The sequence below is a fragment of the Pseudomonas sp. P4_C8 genome, assembly GCF_056401975.1.
The window spans coordinates 29,963-45,216 of the sequence record NZ_JBFUIH010000044.1; the positions used below are offsets into that span (position 1 = coordinate 29,963).

At 58.8% G+C, this 15,254-nt stretch carries 14 protein-coding genes and 2 pseudogenes; 7 read left to right on the forward strand and 9 right to left on the reverse strand.

Annotated features, from left to right (window positions below; translation table 11 throughout):
• Positions 1 to 6: 6 nt before the first annotated feature.
• From AC1DWM_RS23920 to AC1DWM_RS23935, 4 genes are all read left to right on the forward strand, one after another.
• Positions 7 to 705, forward strand: coding sequence for an ABC transporter permease (locus AC1DWM_RS23920; protein ID WP_477796292.1), 699 nt, complete (start codon positions 7 to 9; stop codon positions 703 to 705).
• Positions 706 to 714: 9 nt separating this feature from the next.
• Positions 715 to 1,827 carry a succinylglutamate desuccinylase/aspartoacylase family protein gene (locus AC1DWM_RS23925; protein ID WP_477796293.1) on the forward strand — a complete coding sequence of 371 codons (1,113 nt, stop codon included), beginning with the start codon at positions 715 to 717 and terminating at the stop codon, positions 1,825 to 1,827.
• Positions 1,828 to 1,845: 18 nt separating this feature from the next.
• Entirely contained in the window at positions 1,846 to 2,610 is a 765-nt protein-coding gene (locus AC1DWM_RS23930) for an ABC transporter ATP-binding protein (RefSeq protein ID WP_223517537.1), read from the forward strand.
• A 127-nt stretch (positions 2,611 to 2,737) separates the two neighbouring features.
• The gene (locus AC1DWM_RS23935) at positions 2,738 to 3,646 is read left to right on the forward strand and encodes a MurR/RpiR family transcriptional regulator (RefSeq protein ID WP_223517535.1); all 909 of its coding nucleotides are present in this window, start codon (positions 2,738 to 2,740) and stop codon (positions 3,644 to 3,646) included.
• Positions 3,647 to 3,679: 33 nt separating this feature from the next.
• Here the strand turns inward: AC1DWM_RS23935 and AC1DWM_RS23940 are convergent, their stop codons facing one another.
• The 6 genes from AC1DWM_RS23940 to AC1DWM_RS23965 form a co-directional block, all read right to left on the reverse strand.
• Positions 3,680 to 4,444: a tetratricopeptide repeat protein gene (locus AC1DWM_RS23940; RefSeq protein ID WP_477796294.1), complete on the reverse strand. Its 765-nt coding sequence runs from the start codon at positions 4,442 to 4,444 to the stop codon at positions 3,680 to 3,682.
• 141 nt (positions 4,445 to 4,585) lie between these two features.
• Positions 4,586 to 5,209, reverse strand: coding sequence for an NIPSNAP family protein (locus tag AC1DWM_RS23945; protein ID WP_477796295.1), 624 nt, complete (start codon positions 5,207 to 5,209; stop codon positions 4,586 to 4,588).
• A 222-nt stretch (positions 5,210 to 5,431) separates the two neighbouring features.
• Positions 5,432 to 6,259: an Nmad3 family putative nucleotide modification protein gene (locus tag AC1DWM_RS23950; protein WP_477796296.1), complete on the reverse strand. Its 828-nt coding sequence runs from the start codon at positions 6,257 to 6,259 to the stop codon at positions 5,432 to 5,434.
• Between the two features lie 126 nt (positions 6,260 to 6,385).
• Positions 6,386 to 8,386: a peptidase U32 family protein gene (locus AC1DWM_RS23955; RefSeq protein WP_477796297.1), complete on the reverse strand. Its 2,001-nt coding sequence runs from the start codon at positions 8,384 to 8,386 to the stop codon at positions 6,386 to 6,388.
• A 147-nt stretch (positions 8,387 to 8,533) separates the two neighbouring features.
• The gene (locus AC1DWM_RS23960) at positions 8,534 to 9,130 is read right to left on the reverse strand and encodes a LysE family translocator (RefSeq protein WP_477796298.1); all 597 of its coding nucleotides are present in this window, start codon (positions 9,128 to 9,130) and stop codon (positions 8,534 to 8,536) included.
• A 108-nt stretch (positions 9,131 to 9,238) separates the two neighbouring features.
• Positions 9,239 to 10,075: an AraC family ligand binding domain-containing protein gene (locus tag AC1DWM_RS23965; protein ID WP_477796299.1), complete on the reverse strand. Its 837-nt coding sequence runs from the start codon at positions 10,073 to 10,075 to the stop codon at positions 9,239 to 9,241.
• A gap of 367 nt (positions 10,076 to 10,442) precedes the next feature.
• Here AC1DWM_RS23965 and AC1DWM_RS23970 point away from each other — a divergent pair, with 367 nt between their 5' ends.
• Positions 10,443 to 11,765 carry a DUF1329 domain-containing protein gene (locus AC1DWM_RS23970; protein WP_477796300.1) on the forward strand — a complete coding sequence of 441 codons (1,323 nt, stop codon included), beginning with the start codon at positions 10,443 to 10,445 and terminating at the stop codon, positions 11,763 to 11,765.
• A gap of 201 nt (positions 11,766 to 11,966) precedes the next feature.
• On the opposite strand, the pseudogene AC1DWM_RS23975 reads toward AC1DWM_RS23970, so the two are convergent.
• The 3 genes and pseudogenes from AC1DWM_RS23975 to merR form a co-directional block, all read right to left on the reverse strand.
• Positions 11,967 to 12,203 (reverse strand): annotated as a pseudogene (locus AC1DWM_RS23975) (transposase); the annotation flags it as partial.
• Positions 12,204 to 12,375: 172 nt separating this feature from the next.
• The gene (locus AC1DWM_RS23980; RefSeq protein ID WP_477796301.1) at positions 12,376 to 13,806 is read right to left on the reverse strand and encodes an IS1182 family transposase; all 1,431 of its coding nucleotides are present in this window, start codon (positions 13,804 to 13,806) and stop codon (positions 12,376 to 12,378) included.
• Positions 13,807 to 13,975: 169 nt separating this feature from the next.
• Complete coding sequence (gene merR, locus AC1DWM_RS23985) at positions 13,976 to 14,374, reverse strand: Hg(II)-responsive transcriptional regulator (RefSeq protein WP_223517523.1); 399 nt, start codon at positions 14,372 to 14,374, stop codon at positions 13,976 to 13,978.
• Between the two features lie 165 nt (positions 14,375 to 14,539).
• Between merR and AC1DWM_RS23990 the strand changes: the two genes are divergently transcribed.
• Together AC1DWM_RS23990 and AC1DWM_RS23995 are read left to right on the forward strand one after the other, a co-directional pair.
• On the forward strand, positions 14,540 to 14,758 hold the full coding sequence (locus AC1DWM_RS23990; RefSeq protein WP_477796302.1) for a GDCCVxC domain-containing (seleno)protein: 219 nt from the start codon (positions 14,540 to 14,542) through the stop codon (positions 14,756 to 14,758).
• Between the two features lie 268 nt (positions 14,759 to 15,026).
• Positions 15,027 to 15,254: pseudogene (locus AC1DWM_RS23995) on the forward strand (hypothetical protein); the annotation flags it as partial.

The following is a 15,254-nucleotide window of genomic DNA, read 5'->3' on the forward strand; positions in this document are numbered from 1 at the left end:
CCGCCCATGATTCTCGACTACAACCTGATTTGGGAAAACCTGCCGCTGTACTTCAATGGCGCTTTGTTGACCCTCAAAGTCCTGCTCATTTCCCTGGCCCTGGGTTTGGTATTGGCGATTCCACTGGCGCTGATGCGGGTGTCGCGATCACCGCTGATCAATTTCCCGGCCTGGCTCTATACCTACGTAATTCGCGGCACGCCGATGCTGGTGCAATTGTTCCTGATCTATTACGGCCTGGCGCAGTTCGAAGCCGTGCGCCAAAGCGTGCTCTGGCCTTACCTCTCCAGCGCCACCTTTTGCGCCTGCCTGGCCTTCGCGATCAACACCAGTGCCTATAGCGCAGAGTTGCTGGCCGGCAGTTTGAAATCCACCCCCCATGGTGAGATCGAAGCCGCCAAGGCCATGGGTATGTCACGCCTGACCCTGTATCGCCGCATTCTCATGCCGTCGGCCCTGCGCCGGGCATTGCCGCAGTACAGCAACGAAGTGTTGATGATGCTGCAAACCACGAGTCTGGCCTCCATCGTCACCCTCGTCGACATCACCGGGGCTGCGCGGACTGTCAGCTCACGGTTCTATCTGCCGTTCGAGGCGTTTATCACCGCCGGCCTCATCTACCTCGCCCTGACCTTCATTCTGGTGCGTCTGTTCAAGTTGGCCGAGCGCCGCTGGCTGGCGTATCTGGCACCACGCAAGCACTAAGGAGCTGCTATGGAGCACATTCAATACCTCTTGCCGTGGAGTGCATCGGGCACCGAACGCACGCTGACTCTGTTTCGTTTTGGCAGTGGACCACGCAAAGCGTACATCCAGGCGTCATTGCATGCCGACGAGTTGCCGGGGATGCGCGTCGCCGTCGAGCTCAAGCGCCGTCTTCTGGAACTGGAAACACAAGGCCGCCTGACCGGGGTGATCGAGTTGGTGCCAATGGCCAATCCGATCGGTATCGCCCAGATGTTCCAGGCCACCCATCAGGGGCGCTTTGAGTTCTCCAGCGGCAAGAACTTCAATCGCGACTTCCCGGAGTTGGTCGATGCTGTTGCACCGCTGCTGGAAGGCCAATTGGGAGACGATGCCGACGCCAACATCGCACTCATCCGCCGCGCCATGGGCGATGCCCTGGCCGCCATGCCGGCACCGACCTCGGAACTCGACGGCCTGCGCCGCCTGTTGCTGCAGCATGCCTGTGACGCCGATGTAGTGCTGGACCTGCACTGTGATTTCGAATCGATCATGTTGCTGTATGCGATGCCGCAACACTGGCCACGCTTGCAGTCACTGGCCGCTCGCCTCGGTGCCGGGGTCACGTTATTGGCCGAAGATGCGGGCGGCAGTGCCTTCGACGAAGCCTGCGCCATTGCATGGTTACGCCTGGCTGAGCGGTTTCCTGAAGCCAATATTCCCCTGGCGTGCGCGGCGACCACCATCGAATTGCGTGGCATGGCAGACACCGAACGCGAGCAATGCGTCGACAGTGCGCACGCCATTCTCGGCTATCTCGCCGATCAAGGACTGATCAGCGGTGACTGGCCAGCGGCACCGCCGAGCCATTGTCAGGCCGTGCCATTCTCAGGCGCGCAGTACGCCTGTGCGCCCCATCCGGGTGTAGTGAGTTTTCTGCAACCGCTGGGCGCGCAGGTCAAGGTCGGCGACCCGCTGTTCGAGGTCATCGACCCGCTGACCGAACGCCATAGCGTGGTGCGCGCCAGCACCGACGGCATTCTCTATGCCCGCGAACGGCTGCGCTTTGCCCAGCCCGGATTGTGGTTGGCCAAAGTGGCCGGTTCTACCCCCATTCGCCAGGGTCGCTTGCTCAGCGACTGATTCCAGAGAGTTCAAACCATGTACAAACTTGAAGTTCAGGACCTGCATAAAAGTTACGGCGCGCACCAGGTGCTCAACGGCGTGTCCCTGCAAGCACAGGCCGGTGACGTGATCAGCATCATCGGTTCCAGCGGCTCTGGCAAAAGTACGTTCCTGCGTTGCATCAACCTGCTGGAACAACCCAATGCGGGCAATATCGTGCTCAATGGCGAACCGCTCAAGCTGGTGACCAACAAGCTTGGCGGGCTGAAGGCGGCCGAACCCAAGCAGTTACAACGCATGCGTTCGCAGCTATCGATGGTGTTTCAACACTTCAACCTCTGGTCACACATGAGCGCTCTGGAAAACGTCATGGAAGCCCCGGTGCATGTGCTGGGCCTGGGCAAGAAAGAGGCACGGGAAAAGGCCGAGCACTACCTGAACAAAGTCGGTGTGGCGCACCGCATGAACGCCTGGCCGGCGCATATGTCCGGTGGCGAGCAGCAGCGCGTGGCCATTGCCCGCGCACTGGCGATGGAACCGCAAGTGATGCTGTTTGATGAGCCGACGTCGGCGCTCGACCCCGAACTGGTCGGCGAAGTGCTTAAAGTCATGCAGGATCTGGCGCAGGAAGGCCGCACCATGGTGGTGGTGACTCACGAAATGGGCTTTGCCCGCGAGGTTTCGAACCAACTGGTGTTCCTGCACAAAGGCGTTGTTGAAGAACGCGGCGACCCGCGGCAGGTGCTGGTCAACCCGCAGTCCGAACGCCTCCAGCAGTTTCTGGCCGGGAGCTTGAAGTAAGACCGCCGCCTACCCATCCACTGCTCGGCGCTGCCCTGACAAGGTTGGCTTCGGATACACTCCAGCCAACCTTGTCAGGGCATCAGGCACAGCCCTTCTCTCACCTTCAGGAATTGTTGAGCTGGATATGCCCACCCCATCGAAAGACACCACTGTCTATGCCGCGCCAGTCATGCGCAAACTGACGGAAATCGTTTCCGAACTGCCGCCGTCATTGCGCAAGGTGGCGGACTTTATCCTGCGTCACCCGCTCAAAGCCGCGACGCTGACCATCGAGGAGATGGCTCACGAAACATTGACCTCGCCCGCCGCCGTCAACCGTCTGGCCAAAGCGCTGGACCTCGGTGGTTACAGCGGCATGAAGGCCGAGCTGGTCGCAACGTTGCAGCAAATGGTGTCGCCGGTCGACAAACTGCGCAACGAACTTGCCCATCGCCCGGGCGGCGCGTTTGGCCTGCATGAGCAACTCCAGAGCGCCAGCAGCAACCTGACTACGGCGACGAGCAACAACCACGCCGACACCTTTGAAGCGTTCGTCACTCGCCTGACCACGGCACGCAAAATCTACATTCTGGGGTTCGGCAACAGTGTTTACTTCGCCGGCCTCGCCGCCTCGACCCTGATGCCCTTCTGTGCCGACGCCACGGCCATCAGCATGGAGGGTGGCAACGAAAATGCCGCCTACCGACTGGCCGCGATCACTGATCAGGACGTGTTGCTGGCGATCTCCCTGCCGCGCTACTCCCTCGACACCCTGCAACTGGCACGCTTCGCCAATGAACGTGGCGCATCGGTGCTGGCAATTACCGACTCACCCGCCTCACCGCTCACCGGCATCGCCGAGCACACGCTGTTTGCGCCGTGCGATCACCCGGTGCTGACCAGTTCCAACATCGCCGTGCTCGCCTTGATCGAAGGCTTGGTCGCCGGCGTGATGGCGCGCAATAAAGAAGCGGTGAAGCTGGCAACAGAACTGACAGAAAGCGTGATGTCGTACCTGCATATTCCTAACAGCGGTAAACCGGCGAAAAAGTGATTTCGTTCTGGTTTTTACCTGATAGACAGCAACTCAACCGCGCACCAGGTAAGCGCCTGACGGAACCCGATGTCGCAGCTTCTTGCATTTACCGGGTGGGGGCTGATGCCCGGGCGGGCGATCGGGAAACCAGATGCGGCATTTACCCGGAGGCGGCCAATGGCCGCGGGGAATTTCAACCTCCCCGTACGCGGGCTCTGGCTCGACCGAAGCCACTTGCAACTCTCCTTCGGGATTGGGCCTGCCAGCCGTTGGCGAATCCGATACCCACTTTTCATTTGCGCGAGCGAAGTTGCCAGCCTGAGGTGCGGCGTCCGGAGTAGATTGTTCAGCAGTGGCCATTTCTGCTTCGCGACGTCTTTGGGCCTCCTCTGCGAGCCCTTTCTGTACTGCGACCAGGTCCTCCCTGGCGTTGGGTGAAGTACCCGAAGCCTTGGCCTGCTGCGCCGCCTGGATCAATTGGAGGTTGCGGTTGCGTAACTCGACGTTGCGACCAACCCGCATGTTCGAGCGCGCCGCCAACGTTTCAGCCTGCTGGTACTGCCCCTGCTGAAGACGCAACACGCCGAGGTAATGCAGCGTCGCGGGATTGTTCGGCTGGATATGCAGGGCACGCTCCAGCGTGGCAGCGGCTTGGTCCAACTGGCCATTTTCATACTGCCGCGAGGCGGTTTCGATCAGGGTGGTCGATGCGCTGTTACTTTGCGAGGGCACTCTTCGCTCGGCAGCAACCGAGCCAAGCGACGCGACGGCGCAGAACGCCAGGATGAGACCCGGCAGAAAACTCTTGTTTGGCATCAGGGGCGGACTCGGCTGATCTGAGACGGCGCTGCCGTAAAACAGGCACCATCGCTGCTCGGCATCTCCAACACAGCGCCCGTACTGACCTGGCCAGCGCCCTGAAGTTCCCACTGCAACGGCCACTGCGCCTTCACACGTTCATTGCAATGGCGAAAAAGCCGCTGGCAGGTAAATCGTCGAGCGCATGTCACGCAGTTGCGGACCGGAGTTCTCGGGTGGCCAGACACCGTCTGCCACGGCTTGAGTCCGCACTTGCAGGCGCTGCTCCAGGGTCGACCACGGCCAGATGTGCAGGTAGCGCGGCAAGGCACCGTCGGTGGCATAAAACGCCGCATACACCGGCGAATACTGCTCGGCGGTACGCGGTTCCACGGCCTTGCTCCAGCCATCGAGTGTCGGTTGCAACCCGGAACTGACCAGGTCGTACACGCGCATTTCGTAATACGGCCCGTGTTTTCCGGCGCTCAAGGGAGTGAGGAACGGGAACAAGCTGTAATTTTCGATTCGCAGGTCGGTGATAAAGGCGTTGATACCGAACGCTTCGCCCTCCAACAGAAAGCGCTCGCGCTCCGCTTGCCGCAGGCCTTCGTCGGCATAACCGCGCAGCACGGCAATTTGATTCAGCTGGCCGATTTCCGACGCCCAGCACCCCATCAGCGTGCCCCCCACTCCGGGCTTGGCCAGCGCGGCCTCGATTCGGACCAGTGCATCTGCAACGGTCCGCACACGCACCGTAAAAGTAATCAGTTCAAACAATCGCATAACGTGCTCCGCTCATTCGTTGCCCTAGCCTAAACCAGAGCCTCAAAGGCGAGATATTGAGACGAACCCCTTGGTGGACGGCGATCACCTTAGTGTTCTAGGTAGTTTCTTTATGTAGTTTCTTTATGTAGTTCCTTTATGTAGTTCCTTTATGGCAACCGTCAGCAGGTAAACCCATGCAAGTCCGCTCGCCTGTATGCCAGGTTTCGAGGACTCACTTCATCATGCCTCCTGCGCAAAGAGCTGATCGAGCCACGCGAGCGCATCGGCACGATTCGAGATGTCTGCGACGAATTCCTGACCACGTGCGGCGGCCTCCAGAGTCCCGGACGACGACCAGCGTTGCGATGGGTGATAGGTCAGACCAACTCCGCCGCGTGCTGGGTTCAACCAGTCAGGTACCGACCAAATGGACGGACGCGGCGCACGACTCTCGGTCAGTCGAAAGCCCGTCTTGAACAGGCCAAACCCCGGGCGATCGGTTATACGACCGTCCAGCATCAGATGCTCGGCAGCAATGTAAAGCGTGTTGTTTTCCTTCCAGCCGGCCCGGGTGTGCGGGTGTTCTTCGAGCCAGGGGTAACACTCAGCCGCGTGTGTTCCATCGACACCCAAAGAGAAAACCTCGCCGATTTGCAGCCACCCAAATACGCGATGTTCGCGTTGCCCCGTGTATGACCAGCGGCCCTGGATTTGCGTCACCGGCCGGAACAACCCCCAGAAGAGGAACAAATCGCCGACGCCGACACCTTGCCCGGCGAGATGACTCTGAGCTGCGGCAAGCTGACCGAGCGCCCCGCGCCATCCGGACGCGCGAGGGCGCACGCTGGAATCAAGATCTGGATCGAGGTGGCATGGAGTTGCTCTGGAGTGGCGGCCTCGGGTGAGTTGTTCGATGAGGGTCGGGATCGGTTCGGTCAGGTCGCCGAAGGTGATGGGCGTTGGCATGCGAGTGGGGATGGGGAGCGAGATTGGCCGCCCCTCCACGAGCGGGCTAGGAAATCCGCCAGCGCTGGAGTCGAAACCTTTGCGCGAGAGTATGAGTTTCATAAGCCGCCGCCAGTGGTGAGGTACCGCTTGAAGTTGTGGTGTCCTGAGTTGGCCAGCGCAGACAAATCCAGCAAAAAAGCCTGAGAAGGCGAACGCAGCACAGGATGCTGCGTATACGCCTGTCACTCAATGCGGCGCGCGAGGGATCGTCTTGAGCAGGTCTTCGGGACTGATGTGACCCACGATCGGCTCCGAGACACTGCCCGGCAGCGGCAGGTCAAGGATGTGGCCCTTGATCTTGCCGATGACGTGCATTTCGCAAGGTTTGCAGTCGAACTTCAGCGTCAGCACCTCGTCACCGTGCACCAGTTGCATCGGCGCGACCTTGGTGCGGACACCGGTGACGCCTTTGGCTTGCTTGGGGCAGAGGTTGAAGGAGAAACGCAGGCAGTGCTTGGTGATCATCACCGGCACTTCCCCGGTTTCTTCATGGGCCTCAAACGCTGCGTCGATCAGCTTGACGCCGTGGCGGTGATAAAAGTCCCGAGCCTTCTGGTTGTAGACGTTGGCCAGGAATGACAAGTGCGACTCCGGATACACCGGCGGCGGAGTGGTTTCAGCCTTGCGATGACCTCTTGGGTGGGCGAGCAGACGGGCCACGGTCAGCGCGTCAATCACTTCGCGGCGCAAGGCTTTGAGCTGCGAGTTGGGAATGAAGAACGCCTGGGGTGCATCCAGCTCAATGGCGGTGGCGTGATAGTCAGTGGTGCCCAGTTGACCGAGCAGATCGCGCAGTTGCTCCAATGCCTGCTCCGGCTTGTTGGCCAGACCGAACGGACCGTCCAGAGACAAGCTGGCGCTCACGCCCTCTTCGCTCGTGGCGGTCAGTTGCAGGCGCTGCTCGTCAAGACGTGCAACCCAACTCAAACCGATACGACGCTCGGCGGAGGTCTTCTGCAAGGCTTGCTGCCAGTTATGGTCAAGGTTGCGGCTCAATGGATGGTTAGGCCGCAACTTGAACATCCCATCCGGCATCTCGTTGGGTTCGACACGGTAGCGATAGCGCTTCTGACCCTCTTCGAGGAATTCACCCTTGGGCTCGGCGATGTTGGCGCGAAAGCCCACCACCTCGCGCTTGATCTGCACGTTAAGGCCATCACCATTGGATAGCGGTTCAAAGGTCACCACCTGTAAATCACGCTTGCCCACCTTCTCCACCACGCCCACCGACAAGCCAGTGAAGGTCGGTGAGTCGAAGGCGCCGATGTCGATCTTGCGCTCACTGACGAAGTAGTCGGTGCTGCCACGGTGGAAGGTCTTGTCCGGGTCGGGCACGAAGAAGTGTGCGGTGCGGCCACTGGATGCCCGAGCCAGATCCGGACGATCTTCAAGCACGTCGTCCAGACGCTGACGGTAATAGGCCGTGATGTTCTTCACATACCCCATGTCCTTGTAGCGCCCTTCGATCTTGAACGAGCGAACGCCGGCTTCGACCAACGCACGGATGTTGGCGCTCTGATTGTTGTCTTTCATCGAGAGCAGGTGTTTTTCGTAGGCGACGACGCGGCCCTGGTCGTCCTTGAGGGTATAAGGCAAACGACAGGCCTGGGAGCAGTCGCCACGGTTGGCGCTACGACCGTTCTGTGCGTGGGAAATATTGCACTGCCCGGAGAACGCCACACACAACGCGCCGTGGATGAAGAATTCGATCGCGGCATCGGTCTCGTCGGCGATGGCGCGAATCTCTTGCAGGTTCAGCTCGCGGGCCAGTACCAGTTGGGAGAAGCCAGCCTGGTCAAGGAACTTTGCCCGCGCCAGTGTCCGGATGTCGGTCTGGGTGCTGGCGTGCAGCTCGATCGGCGGGATATCCAGCTCCATCACGCCCAGATCCTGAACGATCAACGCGTCGACGCCAGCATCGTACAGCTGGTGGATCAGCTTGCGCGCCGGCTCCAGTTCGTTGTCATGCAGAATCGTGTTGATAGTGGTGAACACTCGGGCGTGGTAGCGACGGGCGAACTCCACGAGTCGGGCAATATCGCTGACTTCGTTGCAGGCGTTGTGCCGGGCGCCGAAGCTCGGGCCACCGATGTACACGGCGTCGGCACCATGCAGAATGGCCTCGCGAGCGATGCTCACGTCACGGGCGGGGCTGAGCAATTCCAGGTGATGTTTGGGAAGAGACATATTTTTTATCTGGTTATCACGGTCGAGGTGCGCATTGTAGCGGGCAAAAACGTGATGGGCACGTGGGGCGACGGAATGGATCCTGTCACTCACCCGTGACATCCAGAGTGTCAAGGGTCTCGGTCCTGACAGGCAGCTTTGTTCGACCTACACCACCAAGGTCAACCAGGCCGACACCAGCAGCAAAAAAGCCAGTGCATGGTTCATGCGTTTGAACGCCTGTGGCGAACCAAAAACCCGGGCACTGCCCACGCCGAGCAACGCCCACAGGGTCATGCACGGCAAGGAGACCAACAGAAACACCAGCGACAACACCACCAGCCGCTTGGTCTTGTCGCCGCCACCGACAAATACGCTAACCACCGCCACCGCCATCATCCAGACCTTGGGGTTGACCAATTGCAGGGTGGCGGCGCCGAACACGCTGAGACCCTCGTCGCGCGAGGTGGCCGGGTCCAAGGATGGCGGCGCGCTTTGAAAAATCTGCCAGGCCAGCCAACTCAACCAGAGCACACCGGCCCAGGCCATTGCCTGCTGCACACGCGGAAACCGCAGCAGCGTCTCGCCCACGCCGAGCCCGACTGCAAACACAATCAGTGCCGCCGCCACGCATGCGCCAAAAATGATGGGCAGTGTGGCACCCAGCCCCCACCGCGAACTGTGACTCAACACCAGAATATTGGTCGGTCCCGGGGTAATCGAGGCAACGAACGCAAACAGCAGGAAAGGCAGCAACGATTCCATGGCTCAGACTCCCTGAAGGCGTATCGAAGGGGCGGAAAAGAACAGCGAAAAAGACATGGCATGGACTCCTTGATCAAATAGGAAACCATGGTCGCGAGTCGGCGGGATTCAGTCTGGAAGGTTTGAGCAGCGCTTGCGGTAATCCGCGGGTGTGAGCTGGTAGGCACGGCGAAACCAGCGCCCCATATGGCTTTGATCGGCGAACCCGAGAGCACTGGCCACCTGTGCCGGCGACTCGCCCCGCGCCAGCAACTGCCGTGCCTTGGCCAGCCGCAGCTGGATCAAATAAGCATGAGGCGCCAGCCCAAAGGCTGCCTTGAAGGCCCGCGTCAGACGAAAGCGATCAACACCACAGGCTTGGGCCAGATCATCCAGTCCGATGTCCTCGTAGGCATGGGTATGCAGATAGTCACGCGCAACCTGGGCCACCAACGGCAGGCGCGGATCAAAGGTCTGACGCTTGCGCCAATCAAGGTGGCAAGTGAGCGAACCCAACAAGGTGTCGATGGCACTCTGGCGCACGATGCGCAAGTCACCCTCATGGAGCGCGTGGAAGGCTAGATAAATGGCAGTGGCCAGGCCCGGATCCTGGCTCAGGGTGTCGGCAAAACCCGGCTGACTGTTGCTCGGCGCGTGCTCAAACAACGCGAGCAACTCCCGTTCCAGCCAGTGCGGATCGAGGTAGAGCATGGAATAGGTAAACCCCTCCTCGGTCGGCGCATGCCCATCGTGTATCTCCCCCGGCTCCAGCATGAATACCTTGCCCGGCGTACTGAGGTGGCGAACGCGCCGGCAATTGAACTGCTGCACGCCCTGCTCGGTGACCCCCACCAGATAACTGTCATGCCAGTGCGGATCGTAGGCATGTCCCTGAAAATGGGCACGAATCGATTCAATCCCGGTATCGGCATCCTGGGACAGCTCAATCCAGTTGCGTTTATCCACGCAAGGCTCCAGAGGTAATGGTTCAGCTTTGAACGGTGCGGACGGCTAAATTACCGCGCTTTGGAAAAGGGCGTTTAGAAGATTTGTGCAGGTGGGTGCTGAGCCATAACTGCCGGTTGTGACCGACAAGGCGTTGCTGGCCCTGACTGAACCAACCACAGCCGCCATGCCCGCGGAATATTTTGGGTCTGTCATGAATAGCCAAGCGATTGTCGCAAAATGAAAAGCACCCCCTTTTCGGGGGCTCTTTAATGTCAGCCATAAAAAAGCATCTGGCGATTTAGCCAGTCTGGTCGCCCACAAGGCGAACGCGACTGCTGCGCCTGCGTCACGAATTGCTTGGTACGCCAAGCAGGAGAACAACAATATGAACTTCGTGAAAAGTTTTCTGGCTGCTCCACTCCTCATGGCCCTGACCATCGATGCACAGGCCTATGTATCGAGTCAGGAAGCTGCCCAACTGGGCACCAGCCTGACGCTGGTAGGCGCTGAAAAGGCCGGTAATGCCGATGGCACCATTCCGCCTTATAGCGGTGGCCTGACCAATGCCCCGGCCAGCTTCAAGGCCGGTGACAGCATGCGCCCGGATCCCTATGCGCACGAGAAACCACTGCTGGTGATCAATGGAAAGAACGTTGAGCAGTACAAAGGCATGCTAACTGCCACCACCGTCGAGTTGGCCAAGCGCCACCCCGGCTACCGCATCGACGTGTATCCGACCCACCGCACCGCAGCGCTGCCGCAGGCGGTACTGAACAATAGCCGCCGCAATGCCACTGCCGCCCGGTCCCTCGAAGGCGGGTTAGCCATCGACAACGTAATGCCGGGGGTACCGTTCCCCATCCCGCAATCGGGCGCCGAGGCAATGTGGAATTTCCTGCTGCGTTACCAGGGCGTCAACATCCATTCCAAGTACGACTCCTGGAACGTCGACTCGGCAGGAGTGGCGAGCCTGGCTATCACCGGGGAGGCATACATCTCCTTCCCGATTTACGAAAACCTGTCGAAGCCCTTCAACAACTCCGACATCTACTATCAGATGAAACTGTCCTATACCGGACCTGCGCGGCGAGCCGGCGAGTCGATCATGCTCAAGAACGCCACCAACCCGCTGCAGCGTCCTGGCCGTGCCTGGCAGTACATGCCGGCCCAGCGCCGGGTCAAACAGATTTCGATCCTGGCCTATGACACTCCGAACCCCGGTACCGCCCGTGCACTCGAACTGTACGACTGGACGCTGGTGGGCAAGCAAGAAATGATCGTGCCCTATAACACCTACAAACTGACCTATGCCCGGGATGCCAAGTCGCTGACTACCCCAAACTTCATTTCCCCGGACTTCGTACGCTGGGAAAAACACCGCGTCTACGTCGTCGAGGGCAACCTCAAGCCCGGTGCAAAGCACATTTACCAGAAACGCCGCTTTTACCTGGATGAAGACACCTGGGCCGCTCTGGCCTCCGATCAGTACGACACAAGTGGCCAGCTATACCGTGGCTCCTTCGCTTTCCTCAGCCAGAGCTATGACCAGCAGGTCCCGGATGCCACCCCGTTCATGACGTACGATCTGTCGCGCGGCACCTACAACATCAATGGCGTGGTAGGTCCTCATGGTGGAATTCGGTATACGGAAGCGCTATCGACGGCGCAGTGGGTGCCAGAATCCATGGCGGGTGCCGGTATTCGCTAGGCCCGGGATGATACCGCACAGACAATGAGCCTTAGCTCAGGACGGGACACTGAAACGCATAAAGCCCCCGCCCCTTCAAAGGGGACGGGGCTTTTTACTGCACACCCGTTTGAAACAACGCCCTCGCCGACCCTTGTGGATCTACGTGATCAAGCACTCGGTTTAGCGACAGCCCTGCCAGGGAAATCATCTGCCGGATGGCTAGGCTCTGTACGAAAAGTAATGTCGTAAACACTGCATGGCACAGGCCAGTGAGACCATCGCCGCATAACCTTTCGCGAGCTTGTCGAAGCGCGTAACGATGCGGCGGTTCTCCTTCAACCAGCCAAACATACGCTCGATGATGTTGCGCTGCCGGTACTTGGGGCGGTCAAACAGTCTCGGTAAACCCGGCTTGGGTTTGCGCTTCATGCTGCGTAGCGGGATTACCGTTTGCATTCAAGAGTGTGTAAAAAACGCTTTGGATGCAGAGGATTGGGTAATCGGTGGTTTTTCGCTGCGCTGGAGGTCTCTAGGGACCTCATCCAAGCCAAATCAATGTTGCTGTATTGATCGGAACTTGTGCCAGCGGGTACCTGCTAGATGCGGTTATCGCACCGCTCAAAAGGCTTCAGGCCTTCATTGCCGCCATCATGGCATCACTGCCCAACAGCCGTAGCACGCGTTTGAAGTTGTAGGCGAGCACATGCAGGCTTATCTCCGTGCTCACCCGGGTAAGAGTTCTGGTGAGGAAATGCGTGGCCCCCATCCAGGACTTCAGTGTGCCGAAGGGATGCTCCACTGTTTGGCGGCGGATCCGCATCATTTCTGGTGCTTGATCAAGACGACTCTGCATCGCCTCGACGACCGACTCATGTTCCCAACGGCTAACTCGCCGCTCAGAGCTGGGCGTGCAACGCTCCTTCAAGGCACAATTCCGGCAGTTCGAACTCCAGTAGCGATGTAGTTTTAACCCCTTCTCGACACTTGAGTAACGCCAGATCAAGCTTTGCCCGGCTGGGCATCGGTATTCATTCGTTGAGGTGTCATAGATGAAATCATCTTTGCCGAATCGACCAGCCGCTGTCGCTCCCGACGTCAGTATTTTGGGCACGAAAACGGTAATTCCAGCTTCATGGCACGCCAGTATTTCTTCGCCTTTGAAATACCCTCTGTCTGCGACTGCCGACAGTTCTTCGACACCCATGGCCTCTCGTGCGTGCTTTGCCATCGAACTCAGTTGGTCTCGATCAACGCCATCATTCGTTACCTCGTGTGCCACGATCAGGTGGTGCTTCGCATCAACTGCAGTCTGGACGTTGTAGCCGACCATTCCTGTTCCGCGCGTCTTCATCGAGCGAGCATCAGGATCGGTTAGGGAGATCTGTTTATCCGGCGTTTCGTTTAGCTGTACCTCGATTTGCTTGAGCTCTTGCATCTTGGCTTTCAGGGCCGAGACCTTGTCATGGAGGCGCTCGGCTTTGGCCTGAGCTACGGAAGGTTCCTGACGGTCTGCGGTATCAAGTGCTGTCAGATAGCGATTGATACTGGACTCAATTTCCTCCATTCGCCGTCGAAGCTTGGCGCTGGTGAAGTTCCGATCCCGATTGTTGACCGCCTTGAACTTACTGCCGTCGATGGCAACGAGCGCTTCGGAAAATAACCCCAGTTGTTGGCACAGCACCACAAATTGGCGGCACACACCGCGGATGGCCTTGCCGTTGTCTTTGCGGAAATTGGCGATGGTTTTGAAGTCCGGCATCAAGCGACCAGTCAGCCACATCAACTCGATGTTGCGCTGGGCTTCTCGCTCCAGGCGCTGGCTTGACTGAATGCGGTTGAGATAGCCGTAGATGTAAATCTTCAACAGGATCGCGGGGTGGTAAGCAGGCCGCCCAGTATCGGCAGGAATAACGCCTTCAAAACCCAGCTTGACCAGGTCAAGCTCGTCGACAAAGACGTCGACCACACGCACCGGATTGGTATCGCTGACATAGTCGTCAAGGTTTTCGGGAAGCAACGTGCCTTGACCTCGGTGTTCACCTTGAATAAAGCGCGTCATGGGCAATCCCTGCGATGTAATCCTCAGAAATCATAGCAAGGGTTCGCGGAGGCGTTTTTACACACTCTGGGCCACAAGCGGTCATTCCTGACCGCTAGCAAGCGGCCTTACGATTGCACTGCATGGGTTGCTGGCCTGACGCCTGTGCACGATGCCCTGCAACCAGGCATCACTCCCTGTTCAGCACATCGATGATAGGGCAAGCAGCCCCGCCGTCGCCTGCATCGCACTCCTGCACCAGTCCGCCCAGCACCTGCCGAATTGCGGCAAGGTCGGCCATCTTTTGCTCGATCAGGGCCAGTTTGCGCACGGCCAGTGCTCGAGTCTCGCGACAAGTGCAGGCCGCATCAAGTGTCAGCAGTGCACCCACCTCATCCAGCGTGAATCCCAGCGCCTGCGCCCTCTTGATGAAGCGCAACCGTTTGACCTGCTCCGGTAGATAGCACCGATAACCGCTGAGCGGCTTTGGCGGCTCATCCAGCAAGCCGCGTCGCTGGTAATAGCGAATAGTCTCGATATTCACCCCGGCAGCTTCCGCCAACTTTCCGATACTCAACCCTGTCGCCATCACACGCCCCTTGATTCTGTACCGGGGTACGGAGTGTAGAGTGACTCTAGGTTAGATCGATTCAATGGAGAAAACGATGGCTCAGCAGATCGGCGGATCCTGAGGCGTTGACCAAGGCGACGACGAATGCGGGTTATCCCTCCACCATGCACAAATGAGGCAACCATGAACACCGTCATCCTCGAATCCGTGTTGACCTGCCCGCATTGCGGTTTCGCCAAGCAGGAGGCCATGCCCACGGATGCCTGCCAGTTCTTCTACGAGTGTGGCAGTTGCAAAACCCTGCTACGCCCGAACCCCGGTGACTGCTGTGTGTTCTGTTCGTTTGGCACGGTGAAGTGCCCGCCGTTTCAGGAGCAACGCGGATGCTGCGGTACGGCCTAACCTATGTTTATTCCGTTTATCAGACGCCCCTGACGCGCCTCCAACGGTGGTTATGGGAGGTTAGTGACATGTGGAATCACGCTCTGATGCTCGTGATGGTCTACCTGACTATCACCCTCAGCATCGGCTGGTTGTATACCATGGCTCTCATGTATTGGCTTTGACCCAATTGGTGACGATCGGTCGGTCCGCTAAGCTTTTAATATCTCGAATGGATTCTGGAATCACTCACAAAACTCAGTTGAGGTTGCGAAACGTGAGAGCCAGATTGATTGGGGCCACCACCATCATCATCGCGGTGATTGGAGTGACGACGCATAAGTTCATGGAATGGACATCTATCGAGAACGAGCGAAAGGATACGGTGTGCAAGGCAGCACAGCAGCATTTGAAAACCCTGGAAAGTCGAGCGCGAGCGATGGCTGCGGGACTGTCTATCGAAGCTTACGCAGAGGCCGAGAATACTGAGGTGGACAAATTGGTCAGCGCCCTGGAT

Coding starts and splice junctions, on each gene's coding strand:
- AC1DWM_RS23920 (WP_477796292.1), top strand. CDS start 7: ATGATTCTCGACTACAACCTGATTTGGGAAAACCTGCCGCTGTACTTC.
- AC1DWM_RS23925 (WP_477796293.1), top strand. CDS start 715: ATGGAGCACATTCAATACCTCTTGCCGTGGAGTGCATCGGGCACCGAA.
- AC1DWM_RS23930 (WP_223517537.1), top strand. CDS start 1,846: ATGTACAAACTTGAAGTTCAGGACCTGCATAAAAGTTACGGCGCGCAC.
- AC1DWM_RS23935 (WP_223517535.1), top strand. CDS start 2,738: ATGCCCACCCCATCGAAAGACACCACTGTCTATGCCGCGCCAGTCATG.
- AC1DWM_RS23940 (WP_477796294.1), bottom strand. CDS start 4,444: ATGCCAAACAAGAGTTTTCTGCCGGGTCTCATCCTGGCGTTCTGCGCC.
- AC1DWM_RS23945 (WP_477796295.1), bottom strand. CDS start 5,209: ATGCGATTGTTTGAACTGATTACTTTTACGGTGCGTGTGCGGACCGTT.
- AC1DWM_RS23950 (WP_477796296.1), bottom strand. CDS start 6,259: ATGAAACTCATACTCTCGCGCAAAGGTTTCGACTCCAGCGCTGGCGGA.
- AC1DWM_RS23955 (WP_477796297.1), bottom strand. CDS start 8,386: ATGTCTCTTCCCAAACATCACCTGGAATTGCTCAGCCCCGCCCGTGAC.
- AC1DWM_RS23960 (WP_477796298.1), bottom strand. CDS start 9,130: ATGGAATCGTTGCTGCCTTTCCTGCTGTTTGCGTTCGTTGCCTCGATT.
- AC1DWM_RS23970 (WP_477796300.1), top strand. CDS start 10,443: ATGAACTTCGTGAAAAGTTTTCTGGCTGCTCCACTCCTCATGGCCCTG.
- AC1DWM_RS23980 (WP_477796301.1), bottom strand. CDS start 13,806: ATGACGCGCTTTATTCAAGGTGAACACCGAGGTCAAGGCACGTTGCTT.
- merR (WP_223517523.1), bottom strand. CDS start 14,374: ATGGCGACAGGGTTGAGTATCGGAAAGTTGGCGGAAGCTGCCGGGGTG.
- AC1DWM_RS23990 (WP_477796302.1), top strand. CDS start 14,540: ATGAACACCGTCATCCTCGAATCCGTGTTGACCTGCCCGCATTGCGGT.